The 19,906-nt window shown below is 40.9% G+C and carries 16 protein-coding genes, 1 other RNA gene and 1 other annotated feature; of the genes, 1 reads left to right on the top strand and 16 read right to left on the bottom strand.

All coding sequences use genetic code 11. From position 1 onward, the window contains the following. Positions 1 to 2 precede the first annotated feature (2 nt). From JFU24_RS24360 to JFU24_RS24295, 14 genes are all read right to left on the bottom strand, one after another. On the bottom strand, positions 3 to 881 hold the full coding sequence (locus JFU24_RS24360) for a branched-chain amino acid ABC transporter permease (RefSeq protein WP_201223526.1): 879 nt from the start codon (positions 879 to 881) through the stop codon (positions 3 to 5). A 168-nt stretch (positions 882 to 1,049) separates the two neighbouring features. Next, entirely contained in the window at positions 1,050 to 2,231 is a 1,182-nt protein-coding gene (locus JFU24_RS24355; protein WP_201250617.1) for an ABC transporter substrate-binding protein, read from the bottom strand. 579 nt (positions 2,232 to 2,810) lie between these two features. After that, positions 2,811 to 3,518 (bottom strand): ABC transporter ATP-binding protein, encoded by a 708-nt coding sequence (locus tag JFU24_RS24350; RefSeq protein WP_053347112.1) that lies wholly within the window; start codon positions 3,516 to 3,518, stop codon positions 2,811 to 2,813. Next, positions 3,518 to 4,297, bottom strand: coding sequence for an ABC transporter ATP-binding protein (locus JFU24_RS24345; RefSeq protein WP_201250616.1), 780 nt, complete (start codon positions 4,295 to 4,297; stop codon positions 3,518 to 3,520). The genes JFU24_RS24350 and JFU24_RS24345 overlap by 1 nt, the downstream gene beginning before the upstream one ends. After that, positions 4,272 to 5,243: a branched-chain amino acid ABC transporter permease gene (locus JFU24_RS24340; protein WP_053347114.1), complete on the bottom strand. Its 972-nt coding sequence runs from the start codon at positions 5,241 to 5,243 to the stop codon at positions 4,272 to 4,274. The genes JFU24_RS24345 and JFU24_RS24340 overlap by 26 nt, the downstream gene beginning before the upstream one ends. A gap of 13 nt (positions 5,244 to 5,256) precedes the next feature. Beyond that, positions 5,257 to 6,135, bottom strand: coding sequence for a branched-chain amino acid ABC transporter permease (locus JFU24_RS24335; RefSeq protein WP_053347115.1), 879 nt, complete (start codon positions 6,133 to 6,135; stop codon positions 5,257 to 5,259). Positions 6,136 to 6,209: 74 nt separating this feature from the next. Further along, positions 6,210 to 7,400, bottom strand: coding sequence for an ABC transporter substrate-binding protein (locus tag JFU24_RS24330; protein ID WP_053347116.1), 1,191 nt, complete (start codon positions 7,398 to 7,400; stop codon positions 6,210 to 6,212). Between the two features lie 189 nt (positions 7,401 to 7,589). Further along, positions 7,590 to 8,351 carry a tRNA threonylcarbamoyladenosine dehydratase gene (locus tag JFU24_RS24325; RefSeq protein WP_053347117.1) on the bottom strand — a complete coding sequence of 254 codons (762 nt, stop codon included), beginning with the start codon at positions 8,349 to 8,351 and terminating at the stop codon, positions 7,590 to 7,592. 111 nt (positions 8,352 to 8,462) lie between these two features. After that, positions 8,463 to 9,569: a M20 family metallopeptidase gene (locus tag JFU24_RS24320; protein WP_201250615.1), complete on the bottom strand. Its 1,107-nt coding sequence runs from the start codon at positions 9,567 to 9,569 to the stop codon at positions 8,463 to 8,465. A gap of 282 nt (positions 9,570 to 9,851) precedes the next feature. After that, positions 9,852 to 10,823 (bottom strand): nuclease-related domain-containing protein, encoded by a 972-nt coding sequence (locus tag JFU24_RS24315; RefSeq protein WP_201223521.1) that lies wholly within the window; start codon positions 10,821 to 10,823, stop codon positions 9,852 to 9,854. A 455-nt stretch (positions 10,824 to 11,278) separates the two neighbouring features. Then, positions 11,279 to 11,464, bottom strand: a non-coding RNA gene (gene ssrS, locus JFU24_RS24310) — 6S RNA. A gap of 87 nt (positions 11,465 to 11,551) precedes the next feature. Then, positions 11,552 to 13,321, bottom strand: coding sequence for an aspartate--tRNA ligase (gene aspS / locus JFU24_RS24305; protein WP_056528354.1), 1,770 nt, complete (start codon positions 13,319 to 13,321; stop codon positions 11,552 to 11,554). Between the two features lie 12 nt (positions 13,322 to 13,333). Next, entirely contained in the window at positions 13,334 to 14,605 is a 1,272-nt protein-coding gene (hisS, locus tag JFU24_RS24300) for a histidine--tRNA ligase (protein WP_053347120.1), read from the bottom strand. 99 nt (positions 14,606 to 14,704) lie between these two features. Beyond that, positions 14,705 to 14,943, bottom strand: a binding site (T-box leader). Between the two features lie 79 nt (positions 14,944 to 15,022). After that, positions 15,023 to 15,196, bottom strand: a complete 174-nt coding sequence (locus JFU24_RS24295; RefSeq protein WP_053347121.1) for a hypothetical protein — start codon at positions 15,194 to 15,196, stop codon at positions 15,023 to 15,025. Between the two features lie 128 nt (positions 15,197 to 15,324). Here JFU24_RS24295 and JFU24_RS24290 point away from each other — a divergent pair, with 128 nt between their 5' ends. Further along, complete coding sequence (locus tag JFU24_RS24290; RefSeq protein WP_201250614.1) at positions 15,325 to 17,091, top strand: SH3 domain-containing protein; 1,767 nt, start codon at positions 15,325 to 15,327, stop codon at positions 17,089 to 17,091. Positions 17,092 to 17,173: 82 nt separating this feature from the next. Here the strand turns inward: JFU24_RS24290 and dtd are convergent, their stop codons facing one another. Further along, positions 17,174 to 17,617 carry a D-aminoacyl-tRNA deacylase gene (gene dtd, locus JFU24_RS24285; protein ID WP_201223517.1) on the bottom strand — a complete coding sequence of 148 codons (444 nt, stop codon included), beginning with the start codon at positions 17,615 to 17,617 and terminating at the stop codon, positions 17,174 to 17,176. Between the two features lie 14 nt (positions 17,618 to 17,631). Further along, positions 17,632 to 19,830 (bottom strand): RelA/SpoT family protein, encoded by a 2,199-nt coding sequence (locus tag JFU24_RS24280; RefSeq protein WP_201186002.1) that lies wholly within the window; start codon positions 19,828 to 19,830, stop codon positions 17,632 to 17,634. Positions 19,831 to 19,906 lie beyond the last annotated feature (76 nt).

The raw sequence follows: 19,906 nt of genomic DNA, 5'->3' as shown, positions 1-19,906 counted from the left end.
CCCTATACTTTTTCTTTTTTGTTTTTACCGAATAAGCCTTGTGGCATGAAAATCAAGATAAGAATCAGTACGATGAAGGCTACAGCATCACGCCATAATGAGTAACCGGCGGCACTGACCAATGCCTCGATGACACCAAGCAGTAAGCCTCCAACCATCGCGCCCGGTATAATCCCGATTCCTCCAAGTACGGCAGCAACAAATGCCTTCAAACCTGGCAGAACACCCATAAGCGGCTCAATTTTAATATAATAAATACCGAAAATGACACCTGCTGCTCCAGCTAAAGCGGAACCGATTGCAAATGTTGCCGAAATTGTGTTATTAACATTTATCCCCATCAACTTAGCCGCATCCGCGTCAAAAGAAACGGCACGCATGGCTTTTCCTATTTTTGTTTTATGAACAATGATTTGTAAAATGATCATTAAAACTACAGCTACACCGAAAATTAAGACCGATTGACTGTTGATAGAAACTCCAAAAATATTAAATTTGTCTGTTGGCAATACATCACTTGGATAAGCCTCTGGCTGTGCACCACGAACGTAGATGAATCCATATTCGATTAAAAGCGAAACCCCTATAGCTGTGATAAGTGCGGCAATACGCGTTGCGTTCCTCAACGGCTTGTACGCAATCCGCTCGATTAATACCCCAAAGATAGCGCAGACTGTCATCGAGATTAATAGAGCAGGTACGAATGATAGATCCAGAACCGTTATTGAGTAAAAACCAACGAATGACCCAACCATGAAAACATCACCATGAGCAAAGTTAATTAATTTAACAATCCCGTAAACCATCGTATAACCGAGAGCGATAAGGGCATAAATACTTCCTAGTGAAACCCCGTTAATTAGCTGTTGTATCAATTCCATGTTCGACTCTCCTTGAAAAATCTAATTTTATAATATGGCAAGTTCAGACTCTCGTTTCCACTCAAAATGGAAGTTCCATAAGCCTTTATATACTAGAAAAATGAGAATTCGCCAGCACCTTCTATTGTAAGAAAGGCCGGCGAAAGGATTAAAACTTTTACTCTATCATTAAGGATTGATTTTTGTGTTAAATACTTGTTTCCCATCTTTAAACTCAAGAATGGTAGCAGATTTGATTGGATTGTGTTTTTCATCCAAAGTAAATGTCCCAGTTACAAGTTCAAGGTCTTTTGTTTTCTCAAGGGCATCCTTAATTTTTTCTGAATCTGTCGAGCCTGCCCGTTTAATTGCATCTGCAAGGTAGTATCCTGTGTCATATCCTAAAGCATTAAAAGCATCAGGAGATTTATCTTTGTATTTCGCTTTAAATGCAGACACAAAATTCTGAATTTTCTCATCAGGATCACCTGAAGAATAATGGTTCGTGATGAATGTGTTATTTAGCGCTTTAGCACCGGCAATTTCTACTAGTTTAGGAGAGTCCCAACCGTCGCCGCCCATAAATGGTACGTCAAGTCCTGTTTCACGTGCCTGTTTCACAATCAGACCAGCTTCTTCATAATAACCAGGTAGGAAAATAAAATCCGGTTTTGCTGATTTCAAACGAGTCAATGTAGAACGGAAATCAGTATCCTTCGCAATGTAAGCTTCTTCCGCAACGATTTTTCCGCCATTTGCAATGAATTGTTCTTTAAAGGCTGCCGCTAATCCTTTTGAATAATCACTTGCGCTATCAATATAGATGGCAGCACTTTTTGCTTTGACTTCACTAGTTGCAAAATTCGCAGCAACTGTACCTTGGAACGGATCGATGAAGCTTGTTCTGAAAATATAATCGTTCAATTTATCATCTTTATATGTGATTTCCGGGCTTGTCCCAGAAGGGCTGATAACTGGAACTTTATTATCTTGTGCAATCTGTACTTGTGCAATCGTGTTCGTACTAGTAGCTGCACCAACAATTGCTGTAACCTTATCTTGTGAAGTCAGCTTGATAGCACCGCTTGTTGCTTCAGACGCTTCAGATTTATTATCAACTTTTATAAGTTTGATTTTTTTACCGTCAATTCCTTCTTTGTTAATCTCTGCAGTCGCAAGCTCTAGACCTTCCGCAATCGATTGACCATATGAGGCTACACCACCTGATAATTCAAGGTTGACCCCAATCTTGATTGTTTCTCCATCCCCACTTGATTTCTCTGATGAACCAGAGCCGCCGGAACAACCTGCTAGAACACCTGCTGCAAGTGTTAGAGAAAGGAATGCACCTGCTAGTTTTTTCTTTTTCATAATTAACCCCTCCATTTTGTAATCATAGCTCTGATGCATGAATATTTATTCAAAACGCCCCAGAAAAAATTGATTAGATTAAATGTTTATAATTAAATAAATATTTCGAAAATTAGTTTACCGCATAAATTTCATTCCGTCTATACAATAATTGAATGAATATTTTGCTAAATGGTATATTTTTCACAGAGGCAACTCACTGTTTCTATTTTTATATATTTTAATTATTGTGAAAATAGCCTGTATTATCAGAAAATACAGATTAATTTTATTATATTGATATTATAAAGTTCTAAATTAATCCTAAAAAAATTTTATTCCACTTTCCATTATTTTCATCCTATTTAATACATTTTTTCCAAAAAACAAGTATAACGGTAGGGAATTAAACCCATTTTTTTACTATGTTTTAGTCTTTGTTCCTAGTTTATAATTGAACTAGATTCTCTTAAATGTATAAAATGCTGTATATAATTCTATTCTATTTCATATCTAGAATGGTGCTTTCTTGCTAACATTATGATCATAATCAGAAACACTATTCTTTCTCTCCACAACAAAAAACCGCCAAACGGCGGTTTAGTGGCCTCCTAAGTAGGCCATTTTAATTTCTTCACTCGAAGTGAGTTCATCGGCGTTGCCAGAAAGGACAATCCGTCCTGTTTCAACGACGTAGGCCCGATCTGCAATGGATAGAGCAAGGTTGGCGTTTTGCTCAACTAAAAGAATCGTTGTGCCAGCCTCGCTGATCTCTTGGATGATGTTGAAGATTTGTTTCACCAGCAACGGCGCAAGTCCCATGGAAGGTTCATCGAGCAGTAATAAACGTGGTTTCGCCATTAAAGCTCGCCCCATTGCAAGCATCTGCTGTTCACCACCTGATAGAGTGCCCGCCTGTTGTTTGATCCTTTCTAGTAACCTCGGAAATAGTTCATAGACTTTCTCCATATCTTTTTTGATGCCTTCTTTGTCTTTTCGTAAATAGGCTCCAAGCTCCAAGTTTTCAGCAACCGTCATGTTAGCAAAGACACGACGGCCTTCGGGAACATGGGAGATGCCCATTTTCACGATAGATTGGGCTGCTTTTCCTCCAATCGAACCCTCTTCGAAAAGAACCTTTCCTTGTTTCGGTTTTAACAACCCCGAAATCGTTTTGAGCAATGTGCTTTTCCCGGCTCCATTTGCTCCGATTAAGGTGACGATTTCCCCTTCGTTAATTTCCATCGTAACTCCCTTTAACGCTTGGATGTTCCCATAATAGACATTGATGTCCTCAATTTTCAGCATTATGAAACCTCCTCGCCAAGATACGCTTCGATAACCTTTGGATCGTTGCGGATTTCATCAGGCTTTCCGTGGGCGATAAGCTGACCATGATCGAGTACGTAAATACGTTCGCATACACCCATGACAAGTGACATATCATGTTCGATGAGCAATACCGTAAGATTGAATTCCTTTCGGATAAACGCAATTAGGTTCATCAATTCTTTCGTTTCATGCGGGTTCATCCCAGCTGCTGGTTCGTCGAGTAAAAGAAGTTTTGGATTTGCTGCAAGAGCCCGAGCAATTTCCAGTCGTCTCTGCTGTCCATATGGCAGATTCTTCGCTTTTTCATCCTTATATTGGTCCAGGTTGAAAATCTTCAAGAATTCAATCGCCTTTTCATCCATTTCCTTTTCACCGGAAAAGTGTCCCGGCAATCTGAATACAGAGCTTGCAATCATATGCTTGGCGAGTGAGTGGTAAGCAACCTTAACGTTATCGATCACGGATAACTCACTAAAGAGGCGGATATTTTGAAAGGTCCTGGAAATTCCTTTTCTCGTAATTTTATAAGGCGGTTGTTTTTTTAAATTTTCCCCATTTAAAGCAATCGTTCCTTCTGTAGGAACATACACACCCGTCAACAAATTAAAGAAGGTCGTTTTCCCGGCACCATTCGGACCAATCAGGCCAACAAGTTCCCCCGGAAATAATTCCACGTTAACATCTGAAACAGCTTTCAATCCACCGAAGCGGATTCCCACTGAATCTACTTTAAGCAACGGTATTGTGGCTTCCATCCTTAGGTCCCCCTTTAGTTTTTTTACCAGTGAACAATGTCGTAATTTCTCTTGTCCCCATTAAACCTTGCGGGCGGAATATCATCATCAAAATCAGTACAAGGCTGTAAATAATCATCCTTGTTTCCGGGTAATCCTGAAGGAATGTGGTCACGATTGTTAATAAAATCGCGGCCAAAACTGAACCTGATAGACTTCCAAGACCACCGAGAACCACGAAGATCAGAATATCGAATGATTTTAGGAAACCGAAATTCGACGGCTGGATAATATAGAAGTTATGAGCGTAAAGCGAGCCAGCAACCCCTGCAAAGAAGGCTCCAATGACGAAAGCTGCCACTTTATAATAAGTCGTATTGATTCCCATCGCGTCAGCGGCCGTTTCATCTTCTCTTACGGAAATACATGCACGACCATGGGTTGAATTCGTGAAATTACGAATCACAATAATAGTAATCATTACACAGGCAAATACCCATGGCCACGTTGTCAAATGGGATACCTGCATCCCGCTTGCTCCGCCTACATAATCAATATTCAAGAGGACTATCCGGACAATTTCCCCAAATCCAAGTGTGGCAATCGCCAAGTAATCCCCCTTCAGACGTAAGCTCGGAATTCCAATTACCATACCTGCTACAGCGGCTAAAATCCCCCCTGCCAATAAGGCAATAATGAATGGTAGTTCTAGCTTCATTGTCATCACAGCGGAAGCATAGGCCCCTACTGCTAAAAACCCGGCATGTCCGATTGAGAACTGTCCGGTGATTCCGATGATTAAATGTAGACTCGTCGCCAGCATAATATTGATACCGATAAACATGAGCGTATTGATATAAAATGGATTGAGCATGCCGTTTGAAATGGTAAACTGCATGACCGAGAAAAAAATAAGTGCCAACACAATCGAGAGCCAAAAACCCTTTGAATTCTTTAAAGTAGTCATCGCTATGTCTCCCCTATACTTTTTCTCTTTTATTTTTACCGAATAAGCCCTGTGGCAAGAAAATTAATATCAAGATGAGTACGATAAAAGCCACACCGTCACGCCATAAAGAGTAACCGGCGGCACTGACCAACGCCTCAATAACTCCAAGCAGTAGACCGCCGACCATTGCTCCAGGAATAATGCCAATGCCGCCTAAAACTGCTGCAACAAAGGCTTTAAGGCCAGGAAGGACACCCATTAACGGCTCAATCTTAATATAGTAGATTCCAAAAATAACACCTGCCGCCCCTGCAAGAGCCGAACCTATTGCGAAGGTAGCGGAAATCGTATTATTGACATTGATGCCCATAAGCGTAGCCGCTTCGGAATCAAATGAAACGGCACGCATGGCTTTGCCGATTTTTGTTTTATGTACAACAAATTGTAGGATAATCATTAAAATAATCGATACGGATAAAATTAATATAGATTGGCTGCTGATGGAAACTCCTAATATATCGAGTTTATCCATCGGAAGGACATCGTTTGGATAGGCTTCTGGCTGAGCGCCACGGATGTAGATTAGACCATTTTCTATTAGAAGGGAAACACCGATGGCCGTAATTAAGGCCGCAATCCGTGTTGCATTTCGAAGGGGTTTATAAGCAATACGTTCAATTAAGACACCAAATATGGCGCATACAATCATTGAAATCAATAAAGCAGGGATGAACGATAAGTCCAATACCGTAATTGAGTAAAAACCAACAAATGAACCAACCATAAATACGTCACCATGAGCAAAGTTTATCAGCTTGACGATTCCGTATACCATCGTATAGCCAAGAGCAATCAATGCATAAATGCTGCCGAGTGAAATGCCATTTACCAATTGCTGAATCAGTTCCATATTGCACTCTCCCCGAAAAGGTGTTTTTTTAGTGAAGATAGAATAGGGGGACTTGCCCCCTATCCGCTTAACTATTATGGATTGATTTTTGTTTTAAATGTTTGTTTACCATCTACATATTCTAAAATAGTAGCCGATTTGATTGGATCATGATTTTCATCGAGGTTAAGAGTCCCTGATACTAATTGAAGATCTTTGACATCTTCCAATGCTTGTCTGATTTTTTCGGGAGAAGCATCTCCAGATCTTTTGATAGCGTCAGCCAGGTAGTACCCAGTGTCATAGCCAAGGGCAGCAAAAGCATCTGGTGTTTTATTGTATTTCTTTTTGTAAGCTGCAACGAAATCTTGGATTTTTGCATCTTCATCTTCTGGAGAATAGTGATTAGTGATAAAGGTATTTTTCAATGCCTCTGCCCCAGCAATTTCAACGACTTTCGGAGAATCCCAGCCATCTCCACCCATGAATGGAAGGTCGATGCCGTCTTCACGAGCTTGCTTTAAGATAAGTCCAACTTCTTCATAATAACCAGGAAGGAAAACGAATTCCGGTTTTGCAGATTTGATACGTGTTAATGTTGCGCGGAAATCAGTATCTTTCGTTACATAGGCTTCTTCCGCTACAATTTTACCGCCGTTTGCAGTAAATGCTTCTTTAAATGCTGCGGCTAATCCTTTTGAATAATCACTTGCGCTATCTACATAGATTGCTGCAGTCTTCGCCCCAATATCATCAGATGCGAAATTAGCTGCAACCGTCCCTTGGAAAGGATCGATAAAGCAAGTTCTGAACACATAATCGTTTAATTTTCCAGCTTTATTTGTTATGTCGGGATTTGTTGCAGTTGGTGTGAGAAGAGGAACTTTATTATCTTGTGCGACTTGAACCTGTGCCAAAGTGTTCGTGCTTGTAGCTGATCCAACTACAGCGACAACTTTGTCCTGACTGACTAATTTAATTGAACCGCTTGTAGCTTCTGCTGCATCAGATTTATTATCAACTTTAATGATTTCTAGCTTTTTTCCGTCAATGCCTTCTTTATTAATTTCTTCGATGGCCAGTTTCAAACCATCCGCAGCCGACTGACCGAATGATGCAGTACCACCTGACAATTCAAGGTTGGCACCAATTTTAATGGTGTCACCCGAGGTGGATGAGCCCCCACTTGAACTGCTAGTTTTCGAGTCGCTATTACAACCTGCCAGCGCCCCAGCTACTAGTGAAAGTGATAGAAACACTCCTGCTAGCTTTTTCTTCTTCTTCATTTGAAACCCCCTAATTTAGTATATTATTCTCATTGACAGAATATTTAAATAAAAATAATATTCTGAAAACAGTGTATCTCATTCTATCGACTCCGTCTATATGTCATAGAAAAAAATGTTAATAAAAAATATTTTCGTGATAATATGAACAAAAAAAACTGACTCCGTTTAGAGTCAGTTAAATGTCTATCAGTCATTAACACGGCGAACTTCAATGTCTTTTACAATATCATTGATTACCCAACTGGCCGCAATTAAGCCAGCTACAGATGGTACGAAAGCATTGGAAGATGGCGGCATTTGAGCTTTACGGATTTTAGCATTGTCATTGCCGACTTCTTTTCGAACATCCTCACGAATGACAATCGGGCTTTCATCGGAAAAGACGACAGGAATTCCCTTTGTGATGCCCTCTTTTCGTAATCTTGTACGAATGACCTTGGCAAGCGGATCTGTATGCGTTTTAGAAATATCAGCAATTTGGAAACGGGTTGGGTCCATTTTATTGGCAGCTCCCATGCTTGAAATCACCTTAATATTTCGTTTCAGGCATTCCTTCATCACATGCATCTTATAAATGACCGTATCTGATGCATCAATGACATAGTCAAGATTATAACTGAAGAACTCTTCAAACGTTTCTTCTGTATAGAACATTTTTAGCGCGATTACTTCGCAGTCCGGATTAATATCTTGAATGCGGGTCTTCATCAATTCCGCTTTCGGCTGACCTACAGTTGAGAGAAGAGCATGAATCTGTCTGTTCACATTAGTAATGTCGACATCATCTTTATCAACAAGGATAATTCGACCTACTCCTGTACGTGCCAATGCCTCAGCTGAAAAAGAACCGACGCCACCTACACCTAGAACAGCAACGGTCGTGTTCTTCAGTATATCTATGCCTTCCTTACCAATCGCTAATTCATTTCGAGAAAACTGATGCAGCATATATATTCAACTCCAATAAATTCTGTTCTTATTTAGATTCCCAATTAACAATATATCATAAACATCATTTATGACAAGTGAAATATGAGCAGAGTTATCGGAATTAGTATACTAGTTCATTGTAGACAATTTTTGAAGAACTGTTGCTAAAAGAAGTGTTCGTTCTGTCAGGCTAGGAATTTCTAAATACTCGTCTTCACTATGTGCATTCCCGCCAATTGGACCTAGTCCGTCTACGGTTGCAATCCCTAATTCAGATGTAAAAGAAGCATCTGAACCTCCACCCGTAGCCGTATCGGTGATATTGATGCCGATTTCCTGCCCCGCCTGATTGATAGCCTCTAATAGAATGGTCGTTTGTTCGTTCTTTTCCATGGGTGGCCGGTCCATTTTGCCGCTAAGTGTCGTTTTCGTTCCCGCAATATAAGTGTGAGCACAGATTTTTTTCATTTGTTTTAGGATCATAACTTCCTGTTTTTTTTCTGAGATTCGCACATCCACAAAGGCAGCGGCGTGGGAGGCAATGGTATTGACAGCTGAACCGCCTTCAATTATCCCGACATTTACACTAATCCCCTGCTTAAGATCATTTAACCTATGCAGTGCGATAATCTTATGAGCCAATTCTTCAATTGCACTTCGTCCTTTTTCCGGTTCAATCCCCGAGTGAGCAGACACTCCTACTATGTCCACTTTAAATTGCCCGCAGCCTCTTCTCGCCGTAACAAGTGAACCATCCGACCTCGCCGGCTCTAGAATTAACGCAAATTTCTTATTTGCCGCATTCTCAGAAATGAGTGAAGCAGAAGAAGGAGACCCTATCTCTTCATCACTATTGAGAATGATTTGAATATGTTTATACCCGGTCTTCCCTGCCTGTTTCATACAAAGAATCGCATAAAAAAGTTCGACTAAGCTTGCCTTCATATCAGCAACACCAGGTCCGTATGCGCGATCTCCTATCACTTTAAAAGGACGTTTTTGTACCGTCCCTTCTGGAAAAACTGTATCCATATGTGCGACAACAAGAATATGTGGTTGAAGCGCATCACGATGCTGAATAACTAATTGATTGCCATAATTCTTTTGTTCCACAATATTCACAATAAAATCAAGACTCTCAAACTTCGTTTTTAAAATCGTACCAATTTTATCAATTCCCTGTTTTGTATAAGAACCACTATCAATATTCACAAGCTGCTCCACTAATTGAAGCATTTCTCTCCTCTTAGCATCCAATAAGTCTTTCAAAGCCCTCACTACTTTCTTTTTCCTTGCTCTTATTATTTCAACCTTACTACATACTTTACGAATGTATATTGTGGAGTGTTCCTTAAATGGGGGTTTTTGATGCTAACTCGTGAGTTTCAGCCATTTACTCGTGAGTTTAGGGCGTTTACTCGTGAGTTTCAGCTTTTTACTCGTGAGTTTCAGCTTTTACTCGTGAGTTTCAGCTTTTTACTCGTGAGTTTCAGCCATTTACTCGTGAGTTTCAACCATTTACTCGTGAAATAAGCAATCAAGGTTATATTCTCGATTTTTATATTGCCCTGTATAAGGCAATTCCATAGTAGAGAGTATTCTCTGCATGATATCTATTGATTCAATCTGTAAAAATAACCGCGCTTGTTTATTTGTAATCTTGGGCCTTATGAGGAGGGCATAATCACGAAGAGTTTGAATGTGGGCATCTTTAGAAGAGTAAGAACAATGCGCGCAGATCCATTTTCCCCAGTGACGTTGCATTTGGAGAATTGAACATTCTGGGCAGTGAACACTTTTGAGTAGATCCGTTTCAGAGATTTGATACCACTTGAGTATATCTGGATTATGTGGAGTATTTTTTTGAAGGAATGTGTTTGATAGTTTATTGCGTTGCCTTTGGGTTAATTGCGCAGATGGATACTTTTTTTCAAGAGTTTGAATTTTTGAGATGAGTGTTTCTTTTCCGGTGATTTGCTTGAAGATGGAGGCATGACCAGGAGTAGTCTTAATGATGGTGTTCGAGTTTGCATTTGCAATGAGCGTTTCAATCGGAAGCAGCGGGAATTTATGAAGGTTAAGCCAATTGATTAAGCGTGATTTTTGCACATCAACCTGGATAATCGGATCAAGATAGGCTTGTTCCTGTCCATCTTTTGTCCGAATCAATTGAGGATAGGTGCGGTCAAAATAGAGCAAACCGGCAAAGTTTTTCACCTCGATGATAATGCAGCAATTTGTAGATACGATAAGAAAGTCCATTTGGAAAAAGCTGCTCTCATCGCGGCTCAGTCTGAGGTCATGAAATACTTGATATTTTTTTGAAAGATCCTTTAACTCTTTTCCAATACTTGATTCTCCATAAAAACCAGTACGGATTTTCCGGTAATCATTCGTTATTTTTTTCTGTTTAGGATGGTTTGGTGAGAGCCTTCTGCTTAATGCCTCCAGTTTAAGCATTTTCATTGGCTTTTCACATGGTTTTTTCATTAATTCATCACTCCTTCTTCTATATTTTCTGTGATCATGCTTTTGATTCCTGCCTGGGTATCTGAAAAATAGTGGTTACTCGTGAGTTCGGGCATTTTACTCGTGAGTTTCAGCTTTTACTCGTGAGTTTGGGCTTTTTACTCGTGAGTTTCACCGCTTTACTCGTGAGTTTCACCGCTTTACTCGTGAGTTTCAGCTTTTACTCGTGACTTTCAGCTTTTACTCGTGAATTTCAGCTTTTACTCGTGAGTTTCAGCCTTTTACTTGTGAGTTTGGGCATTTTACTCGTGAGTTTAACCCTTTTACTCGTGACTTTCAGCTTTTACTCGTGAGTTTCACCCTTTTACTCGTGAGTTTCAGCTTTTACTCTGAGTTTCAGCCTTTTACTCGTGAATACAGATTTTTCAGCACAAAAAAACCCATGTTTACTCAACATGAGTTGCTTTGTAAGTTATAAGAGTCCCAATTGTGCCGTTTACGCCTTTGTTTTGAACCCGCTCTCCGCAGGTGGGTGCTCGGTTCCTCGCGTTTGTAAGTCCTCTACGAGGGAGGCATGTACGCGGCCAGGAAACTAGTGCTCCCGGTAACTATAAGTGTTCGGTCAAAACTTATAGGTTAAAGAACGAACACATCAGGACTCTTACTTGTTGAAAATATCATATCATATTGCTTTACTCCGTTTCAAGAGAAAGCATCTAGGTAAATTTTCATATTTTTTCCCAATAAAATTATTTCTTTAATGCAGCAAGTCTTAAGCTAAGTTCTGCTAATTGCTTATCACTTACAGTACTTGGAGCGTCAACTAGCAAGTCGCTTGCGCTTGCTGTTTTCGGGAACGCGATGGTGTCGCGAAGGTTTGTACGACCCGCAAGCAACATTACCATACGGTCCAATCCAAGTGCGATTCCGCCGTGTGGAGGTGTTCCATATTCGAAAGCATCCATTAAGAAGCCGAATTGTGCGTTTGCTTCTTCTTCTGTGAATCCAAGCACTTTGAACATTTTTTCTTGAACATCGCGTTCAAAAATACGCAGTGATCCACCGCCAAGTTCGTAGCCGTTCAAGACAAGGTCATACGCTTGTGCACGGACGCTGGCTGGGTCTGATTCCAGTTTTTCCAGGTCTTCACGGAATGGCATTGTGAATGGATGGTGAGCTGCATAATAGCGTCCTTCTTCTTCATCGTATTCAAGTAATGGCCAGTCCGTTACCCATAGGAAGTTGAATTTGCTTTGGTCGATCAAGCCTCTTTCTTTACCTAGCTTAATACGAAGCGCGCCAAGTGCATCCGCAACAATGCTTTTCTTATCTGCAACGAATAAGATCAGGTCGCCTACTTCTGCTTCCAATACTGCAACTAATTGCTGTTGGTCTTCAGCGAAGAATTTTGCAATTGGTCCTTTTACGCCATCTTCTTCTACTTTTAACCAAGCAAGGCCTTTTGCACCGTAAATAGCTGCAAATTCAGCCAATGCATCAATGTCTTTACGGGAATAATCTGCATTTCCTCCTTTAACTACGATCGCTTTAACTTGTCCACCATTTGCAACAGCACCTGTGAACACTTTAAAATCACTGTCTTTCACGATTTCTGAAACATCTTTAAGTTCCATTTCGAAACGTGTATCAGGTTTGTCGGAACCATAACGGCTCATCGCTTCGTTATATGTCATTCTTGGGAATGGCAGTGTTACGTCCAGCCCTTTTACATCTTTCATAACTTTAGCCATCATGTTTTCAGCCGTTTTAATGATATCTTCCTGGCTCATGAAGCTAGTTTCAATATCGATTTGTGTGAATTCAGGCTGTCTGTCAGCACGTAAATCTTCATCACGGAAACAGCGGGCAATTTGATAATAACGTTCGAAACCGGATACCATCAATAGCTGCTTAAAGATTTGCGGTGACTGTGGCAGTGCATAAAACTCACCTTCGTGTACACGGCTAGGCACTAAATAATCACGTGCGCCTTCTGGTGTACTTTTCGTTAAAATAGGTGTTTCGATATCAAGGAAGCCTTCGCCGTCCAAGTAATCACGAATCGCCTTAGTTGTTTGGTTACGCATTTTCAACGTTTCAAACATTGCCGGACGACGCAAGTCCAAATAGCGGTATTTTAAGCGAATATCTTCAGAAACATCTGTTCTCTCATCAATGATGAAAGGAGGTGTTTTTGCTTCATTTAAAATTGTTACGCTTTCTGCTTGAACTTCAATTGTACCTGTTGATACATTCGGGTTGAAGTTGGCTTCATCACGTTTGATGACTGTACCTTGAATATCAAGAACGTATTCATTACGAATTTTTTCAGCTGTCGCCAATGCTTCTGCCGAGATGTCCGGGTTGAAAACAACTTGTACAACTCCGCTTCTGTCACGAAGGTCGATAAAGATTACTCCGCCCAAATCACGACGTTTTTGTACCCATCCTTTTAATGTAACTTTTTCACCAATAGCTGCTTCTGTAACTTCTCCATTGAAGTATGTTCTGCCAAACATGGTATTTCCCCCTTAAGCCTGTAGCTTTTTAAATTGTTCAACGAAAGTAGCAAGATCCATATGGACTTGTTCACCGGTTGCCATGAACTTTAGATTAATTGTATTATTTTTCAATTCATCATCTCCAAGTGTCGCCACGTATCTTGCTTCAAGGCGATCGGCTGATTTAAATTGAGCTTTTACTTTACGGTCTTGGTAGTCTTTTTCGACTGTGAAACCGGCATTACGCAATTGGTAGGCAAGTTTGACATTATAATCCTTAGCGGACTCACCTAGTGAAACAAGGTAGCAGTCAATGCCCTTTTTGATCGGAAGTTCGATGTTTTCTGCTTGAAGTGCTGCAATCAGACGTTCAATGCTCAGAGCAAAGCCAATCCCAGGTGTTTCCGGTCCACCAAGCTCTTCAGCAAGCCCGTTATAACGGCCGCCTCCACAAAGTGTCGTAATCGCACCAAAACCTTCCGCATCACTCATGATTTCAAAGGCCGTATGATTATAGTAATCCAGGCCGCGCACAAGCGTCGGATCTTCAACGAATTCAATTTCCAAATCCGTTAAGTGTTGTTTCACTTTTTCGAAATAGGTACGCGATTCATCATTTAAATATTCAATGATGGAAGGTGCCGTTTTCATCAATTCGTGATCGTGATCTTTTTTACAATCCAGAATACGCAATGGATTTTTTTCAAGACGGTTTTGACAATCGCTACAAAACTCGCCGATACGGGGTTCGAAATGCTTGATTAACGCATTGCGATGCGCTGTCCGGCTTTCATTATCACCAAGGCTATTTATCACGAGCTTCAGTTTTGTCAACCCAAGCTCTTTATAAAGATTCATTGCCAGCGATAGAACCTCTGCATCAATTCCTGGATCTTTACTTCCTAATGCCTCGATGCCAAATTGAACGAACTGACGGAAGCGACCTGCTTGCGGACGTTCGTAACGGAACATTGGCCCGATATAATAAAGTTTGACCGGTTGATTTGCCCAACCAAACATTTTGTTCTCAATGTATGATCTAACAACAGATGCAGTGCCTTCAGGACGAAGGGTCAAATTCCGTTCACCGCGGTCCTGAAATGAGTACATCTCTTTTTGCACGATATCGGTTGTGTCTCCCACACCACGTAAGAACAGCTCTGTGTGCTCAAAAATCGGTGTACGGATTTCTTTATATTGATAACGGTGACAAATCTCACGCGCTGTCTTTTCGATATACTGCCAAATTTCCGTTTGACCAGGCAATAAATCCTGCGTACCTCTAGGAATCTGAATAGACATATTTGGTTCCTCCTTTAAAAGCAATGCGTCATTTCTTATACGACGCTGTACTGAATTTTTTCCAAACAAAAAACTCCCGCCCCTTGTAACATAGTCGTTACAAGGGACGAGAGTTGGATATCCCGTGGTGCCACCCTAGTTGAAACACAATTAAATAAGTGCCTCCGCTCAAAAACAGTTAACGCCTGCTTTACGTCCATCTCCTACTAAAAAAATTCGTTCAGAGTGAAGCCTACGGAGGGTTCTTTCATTAAGTCATCATGTGGAATGCTTTCAGCCTCGGCATTTCCTCTCTTTTCATGTGTTTCTTAATTACTCTTCTCCATCATTGGTTATTGCAGTAATAGGTCTGATACTTTATAATCATACGGACGTTAACATCAAATGTCAAGATAGGCTAAGGAATTTTGTCGTATTTTATTGGTTCAAATGTTTTTTCATATTCTTGATTGTTCGGACATTGACTCCGAATTCGGATGCTAATTCAATTAGATTTGCGCTTTGTTCCTTTTGAATAAAATCGTGAAAATCGACTCCTAGTACTTGATTGCCCCCACTTAAACTCGTTTGGTCTTTTTCGCTGAATTTCATATGGCTTCCCTCCATTAGTTAATAAGACTTATTCTTTCCTAAAAAAAATGTTTTTTGCACAATTAAGGAGGGAAATTTTTTATTGAACGAGAATACATACAAATAGATATAAAAGGGAGAGACAACTTATGAAGAAGAAATCAGGATTATTTGGCCTGATCCTATTGCTGATAATAGCAGCAATTTTCCCCGTCAATCAAGCATTTGGAGAAAACGAAGGGGAAATTGTCGTGACGACCAAGGTGGTCAATGTCCGTGAAGGCGCAGGCCTCAGTTTCCCTATTGTGAAAAAACTAACAAAAGGGGAAACGTATCCGATTGTGAATGAAGATGGCGATTGGATTGAAATTCGGATTGGCGCCGGTAAAACGGGATGGGTTGCCAATTGGCTTGTGGGAAAAAAATCAGATTCAAATCAGGTTAAGCAGGAATCAGGTCAGGGAATAATTACCGGTAGCTCTGTCCGCGTCCGTACAGGCCCCGGTACTACATTTCAAACAGTTGGTTCGATAACGAAAGGAACGGCTGTTGACATTATTGAAAAAAATGAAAATTGGATTCAAATCAAACATGCAGAAATCGAAGGTTGGGTCTCTTCTGACTATCTCAAACTCACTGCGGCTTCCGAGAATGCAGTAGAGAGAAAGACGAAGCAGAAGAAAGAAGAATCGGAACAATCCGTACAAACGGGAGTCACTTTGGTCGACCGTCTCAATGTTCGTTCTGAACCTTCAAAAAGCAGTGCCTCGCTCGGTAAACTAAATAGAAATACGATAGTTACTGTTTATCGAATTGAAAACGAATGGGTTGAAATTGATTTTCAAGGAAGCCATGGCTGGGTCGCCAAATCTTACATAGAATTGGGCAAGAATAAGAGTGAGACGAAAATCAATAAGGCAGGTACCACTGCAAGAGTAACCGTTTCTGGTTTAAATGTGCGGAAAAAGGCCTCTCCTAACAGTAAAATCATTGGTTCGGTAAACAAGGATGAAACCTACCAAGTTTTGCAGACAGCAGGCCAAATGACACAGCTTCAGCTTTCTGATTCAAAAAAAGGCTGGGTGGTGAGCTGGTATTTAGAAATAGAGAATGCCGAACAAACAACAAAGAAAAAGAAGATTGACGTAAAAGGCAGTAAGATTACCACCATTCATGATGGGACAATCCTTAGAAGTAAGCCAGATGGCAACTCGCAGATTGTAGCGCAGGTGAAAGAAGGAGAAACATTCTCCGTTCTCGGTATGGAGGGCAATTGGTACTCCATTAAACTCAAGAATGGCCAAACCGCTTATGTTGCTGGTTGGATTGTGACGATTGAAGGTAATGCTGAGCAGATCCAGCGTCCAGGCGTTGAAAAATATTTAGCGGATAAAGTCATCGTAATCGATCCCGGCCATGGCGGCAGGGACAGCGGTACAGTTGGAGTCGGTGGTACTCTTGAGAAAAACTTAACAATCCGTACCGCTGAGTTGCTGCGTGACAAGCTTCATGCGGCAGGTGCAAAAGTGATTCTGACAAGAAGCAGTAATACATATGTTCCACTGCCTTCAAGGGTTAGCACTTCACATATCAATAACGCGGATGCATTCATCAGCCTCCATTATGATAGCACCAAAGATCAGATTGCGAGTGGAATAACTACATTCTACTATCATGACTATCAACAGAATTTTGCCTCAACACTTGCCAATTCACTAGGATCCACGATGCAGGTGCCTAACCGAGGTTCCCGATACGGAGATTACCATGTTATCCGTGAAAACAATCGTGTAGCTACACTTATTGAACTAGGCTATTTAAGTAATCCTGTTGAAGAGTTGAGGATTACAACGAATGAATATCAAGAAACCATTACAACCGCTATCTATAATGGATTGGCGCGGTATTTCAAATAATGACAAGCCAGCTTCCCATGGAAGCTGGCTTTCAATTTGTTTACAATCACTTTTTCTCAACAAAAAAACCTGCCGCAGCAGGTTACTTTTTACTTTCCATTATTAATGTTACAGGTCCGTCATTAGTAAGCTGAACGTCCATCATTGCGCCAAATTGACCGGTTTCAGTATGGACGCCTTTTTTGCGTAGTTCTTCATTGAATGATTCATAAATTTTGTTCGCCTCTTCAGGACGGGCGGCGTCCATGAAGTTCGGACGACGGCCTTTACGGCAGTCGCCATATAGCGTAAATTGTGAAACTGATAGAATCGAACCACCAACGTCTAGTAGTGAGTGGTTCATCTTTTCATTTTCATCTTCAAAAATTCTAAGATTAACAATCTTATCGGCCAAATAGATGGCGTCATCTATTGTATCGCCATGGGTGACACCAACTAGCAGGACTAGTCCGCTGTCAATTTGCCCGATTGTTTGGCCTGCCACAACAACTTTGGCAGCTTTGGAACGTTGTAAAACAACACGCATAGTAATAAAACTCCTTAGTTCATAATCCTTCTAACGGAATAGACATCTGAAATTTGTTTTATACGGTCGACGACCTTTTGTAGATGTGCAATGTTATGGATATAAATCGACATGTGAATGGTCGCCACTTTATTCCGGTCCGATTTACCTGATACTGCTGAAATATTTGTCTTTGTTTCGTTGACAGCTTGCAACACTTCGTTTAATAAGCCGCGGCGATCATATCCGCTGATCTCAATTTCAACGATATATTCCTTACGTTCGTTAATCTTGCTTTCCCATTCAACAGGCACAAGACGATGATCGGAATCACCGCTTTCTAGGTTCGGACAGTCTTGTCTATGGACAGATACTCCACGGCCTTTTGTAATATAACCAACGATTTCATCCCCAGGAACCGGATTACAACAGCGTGATAAACGGATAAGGAGGTTCTCAATTCCCGGTACACGTACACCTGAGTCACGTTTTTTGGAGGAATTAGGGAAAGTTTTCAGATCAGCAACAGCTTCCGAAATATCTGCTTCTTGCTCGACCATCTTCTGCTTACGCCATTTTTCAGTAAGGCGGTTCGCTACCTGAAGGGCTGTAATTCCGTTATAACCAACCGCTGCATACATATCTTCTTCATTCAGGAAATTGAATTTATCCGAAACGCGCTTAATATTCTCAGATGTCAGGATTTCCTTCAGATCAAACTCCATGATCCTGATTTCTTTTTCAACAAGTTCTTTGCCTTTTTCGATATTTTCTTCTCGGCGCTGCTTTTTGAAAAATTGACGGATTTTATTTTTCGCCTGAGATGTTTGCGTGAGTTTAAGCCAATCTTGACTTGGACCATATGAATGCTTGGATGTTAAAATTTCAATAATATCGCCTGTTTTTAGTTTATAATCCAGCGGTACCATTTTCCCGTTCACTTTGGCCCCTATCGTTTTGTTACCGATTTCCGAGTGAATCCGGTAAGCAAAGTCAATCGGATTGGATCCTGACGGAAGTTCAATAACATCGCCTTTTGGCGTAAAAATGAACACCATATCAGAAAAAAGATCGATTTTAAGGGATTCCATGAATTCCTCGGCGTTTGTTGCGTCATCCTGGAATTCAAGAATTTCCCTGAACCAAGTCAATTTTTCCTCTAATGAAGGCTGTTCACCAACATCTTTTCCTTCTTTATAAGCCCAGTGTGCGGCAACCCCGAACTCGGCAATGCGATGCATATCGGAGGTACGGATTTGCACTTCAAGCGGATCGCCTTTTGGCCCGATTACCGTCGTATGTAAGGATTGATACATATTCGGCTTCGGCATCGCGATATAGTCTTTAAATCGGCCAGGCATCGGCTTCCAGCATGTATGAATGATCCCTAAAACGGCATAACAGTCTTTTATGCTATTGACGACAATCCGAACCGCAAGCAGGTCATAAATTTCACTGAACTGCTTATTCTGCAACGCCATTTTGCGATAAATACTGTATATATGTTTCGGTCTACCAGAGAGGTCTGCTTTAATATTGACTTCTTCCACGTTTTTACGCACTTCATCAATGACTTCTTCTAAATACTGTTCACGTTCTGCACGCTTTTTCTTCATAAGGTTGACGATTCGGTAATACTGCTGCGGGTTCAAATACCTTAGTGCCGTATCTTCAAGTTCCCATTTAATCGTACTGATCCCAAGACGATGAGCAAGCGGCGCAAAGATTTCTAATGTTTCGTTCGAAATTCTTCTCTGCTTTTCCTGCGGCAGATGCTTCAATGTCCGCATATTGTGCAGTCTGTCAGCAAGCTTAATCAATATGACCCGGATATCCTGGGCCATCGCAACGAACATTTTCCTATGGTTTTCCGCCTGTTGTTCTTGCTGTGATTTATACTTAATTTTCCCTAATTTGGTCACACCATCAACGAGCATGGCGACTTCAGGACTGAAATTCTCTTCAATATCCTTCAGAGTGACCTCCGTGTCTTCAACAACATCATGTAAAAAGCCTGCCGCAATAGTTGCAGGATCCATTTCAAGATCAGCCAGAATACCCGCTACTTGAATCGGATGAATAATATACGGTTCTCCCGATTTACGAAATTGTTCTCGGTGAGCATACTCTGCATACTTAAACGCTCTATGAATAAATTCAGCTTCTTCCGGCTGAAGATATAAGCTGGCCATTTCTACAACTTGCTCGGCAGTCAATATTTGATCGTTAGCCATTTAATCACCTTAACCCCACTTTAACTGCCACCGGATATTAACCGGATTGAGTATGATTGGTAGCACTTCTCTTTGT

Origin of the sequence: Peribacillus sp. TH27 (assembly GCF_016650915.1) — a bacterium.
In the GTDB taxonomy this organism is placed as follows: domain Bacteria; phylum Bacillota; class Bacilli; order Bacillales; family DSM-1321; genus Peribacillus; species Peribacillus butanolivorans.
Note: the sequence above shows the minus strand (reverse complement) of the source record. Positions and strands in the feature narration are given on the sequence as shown.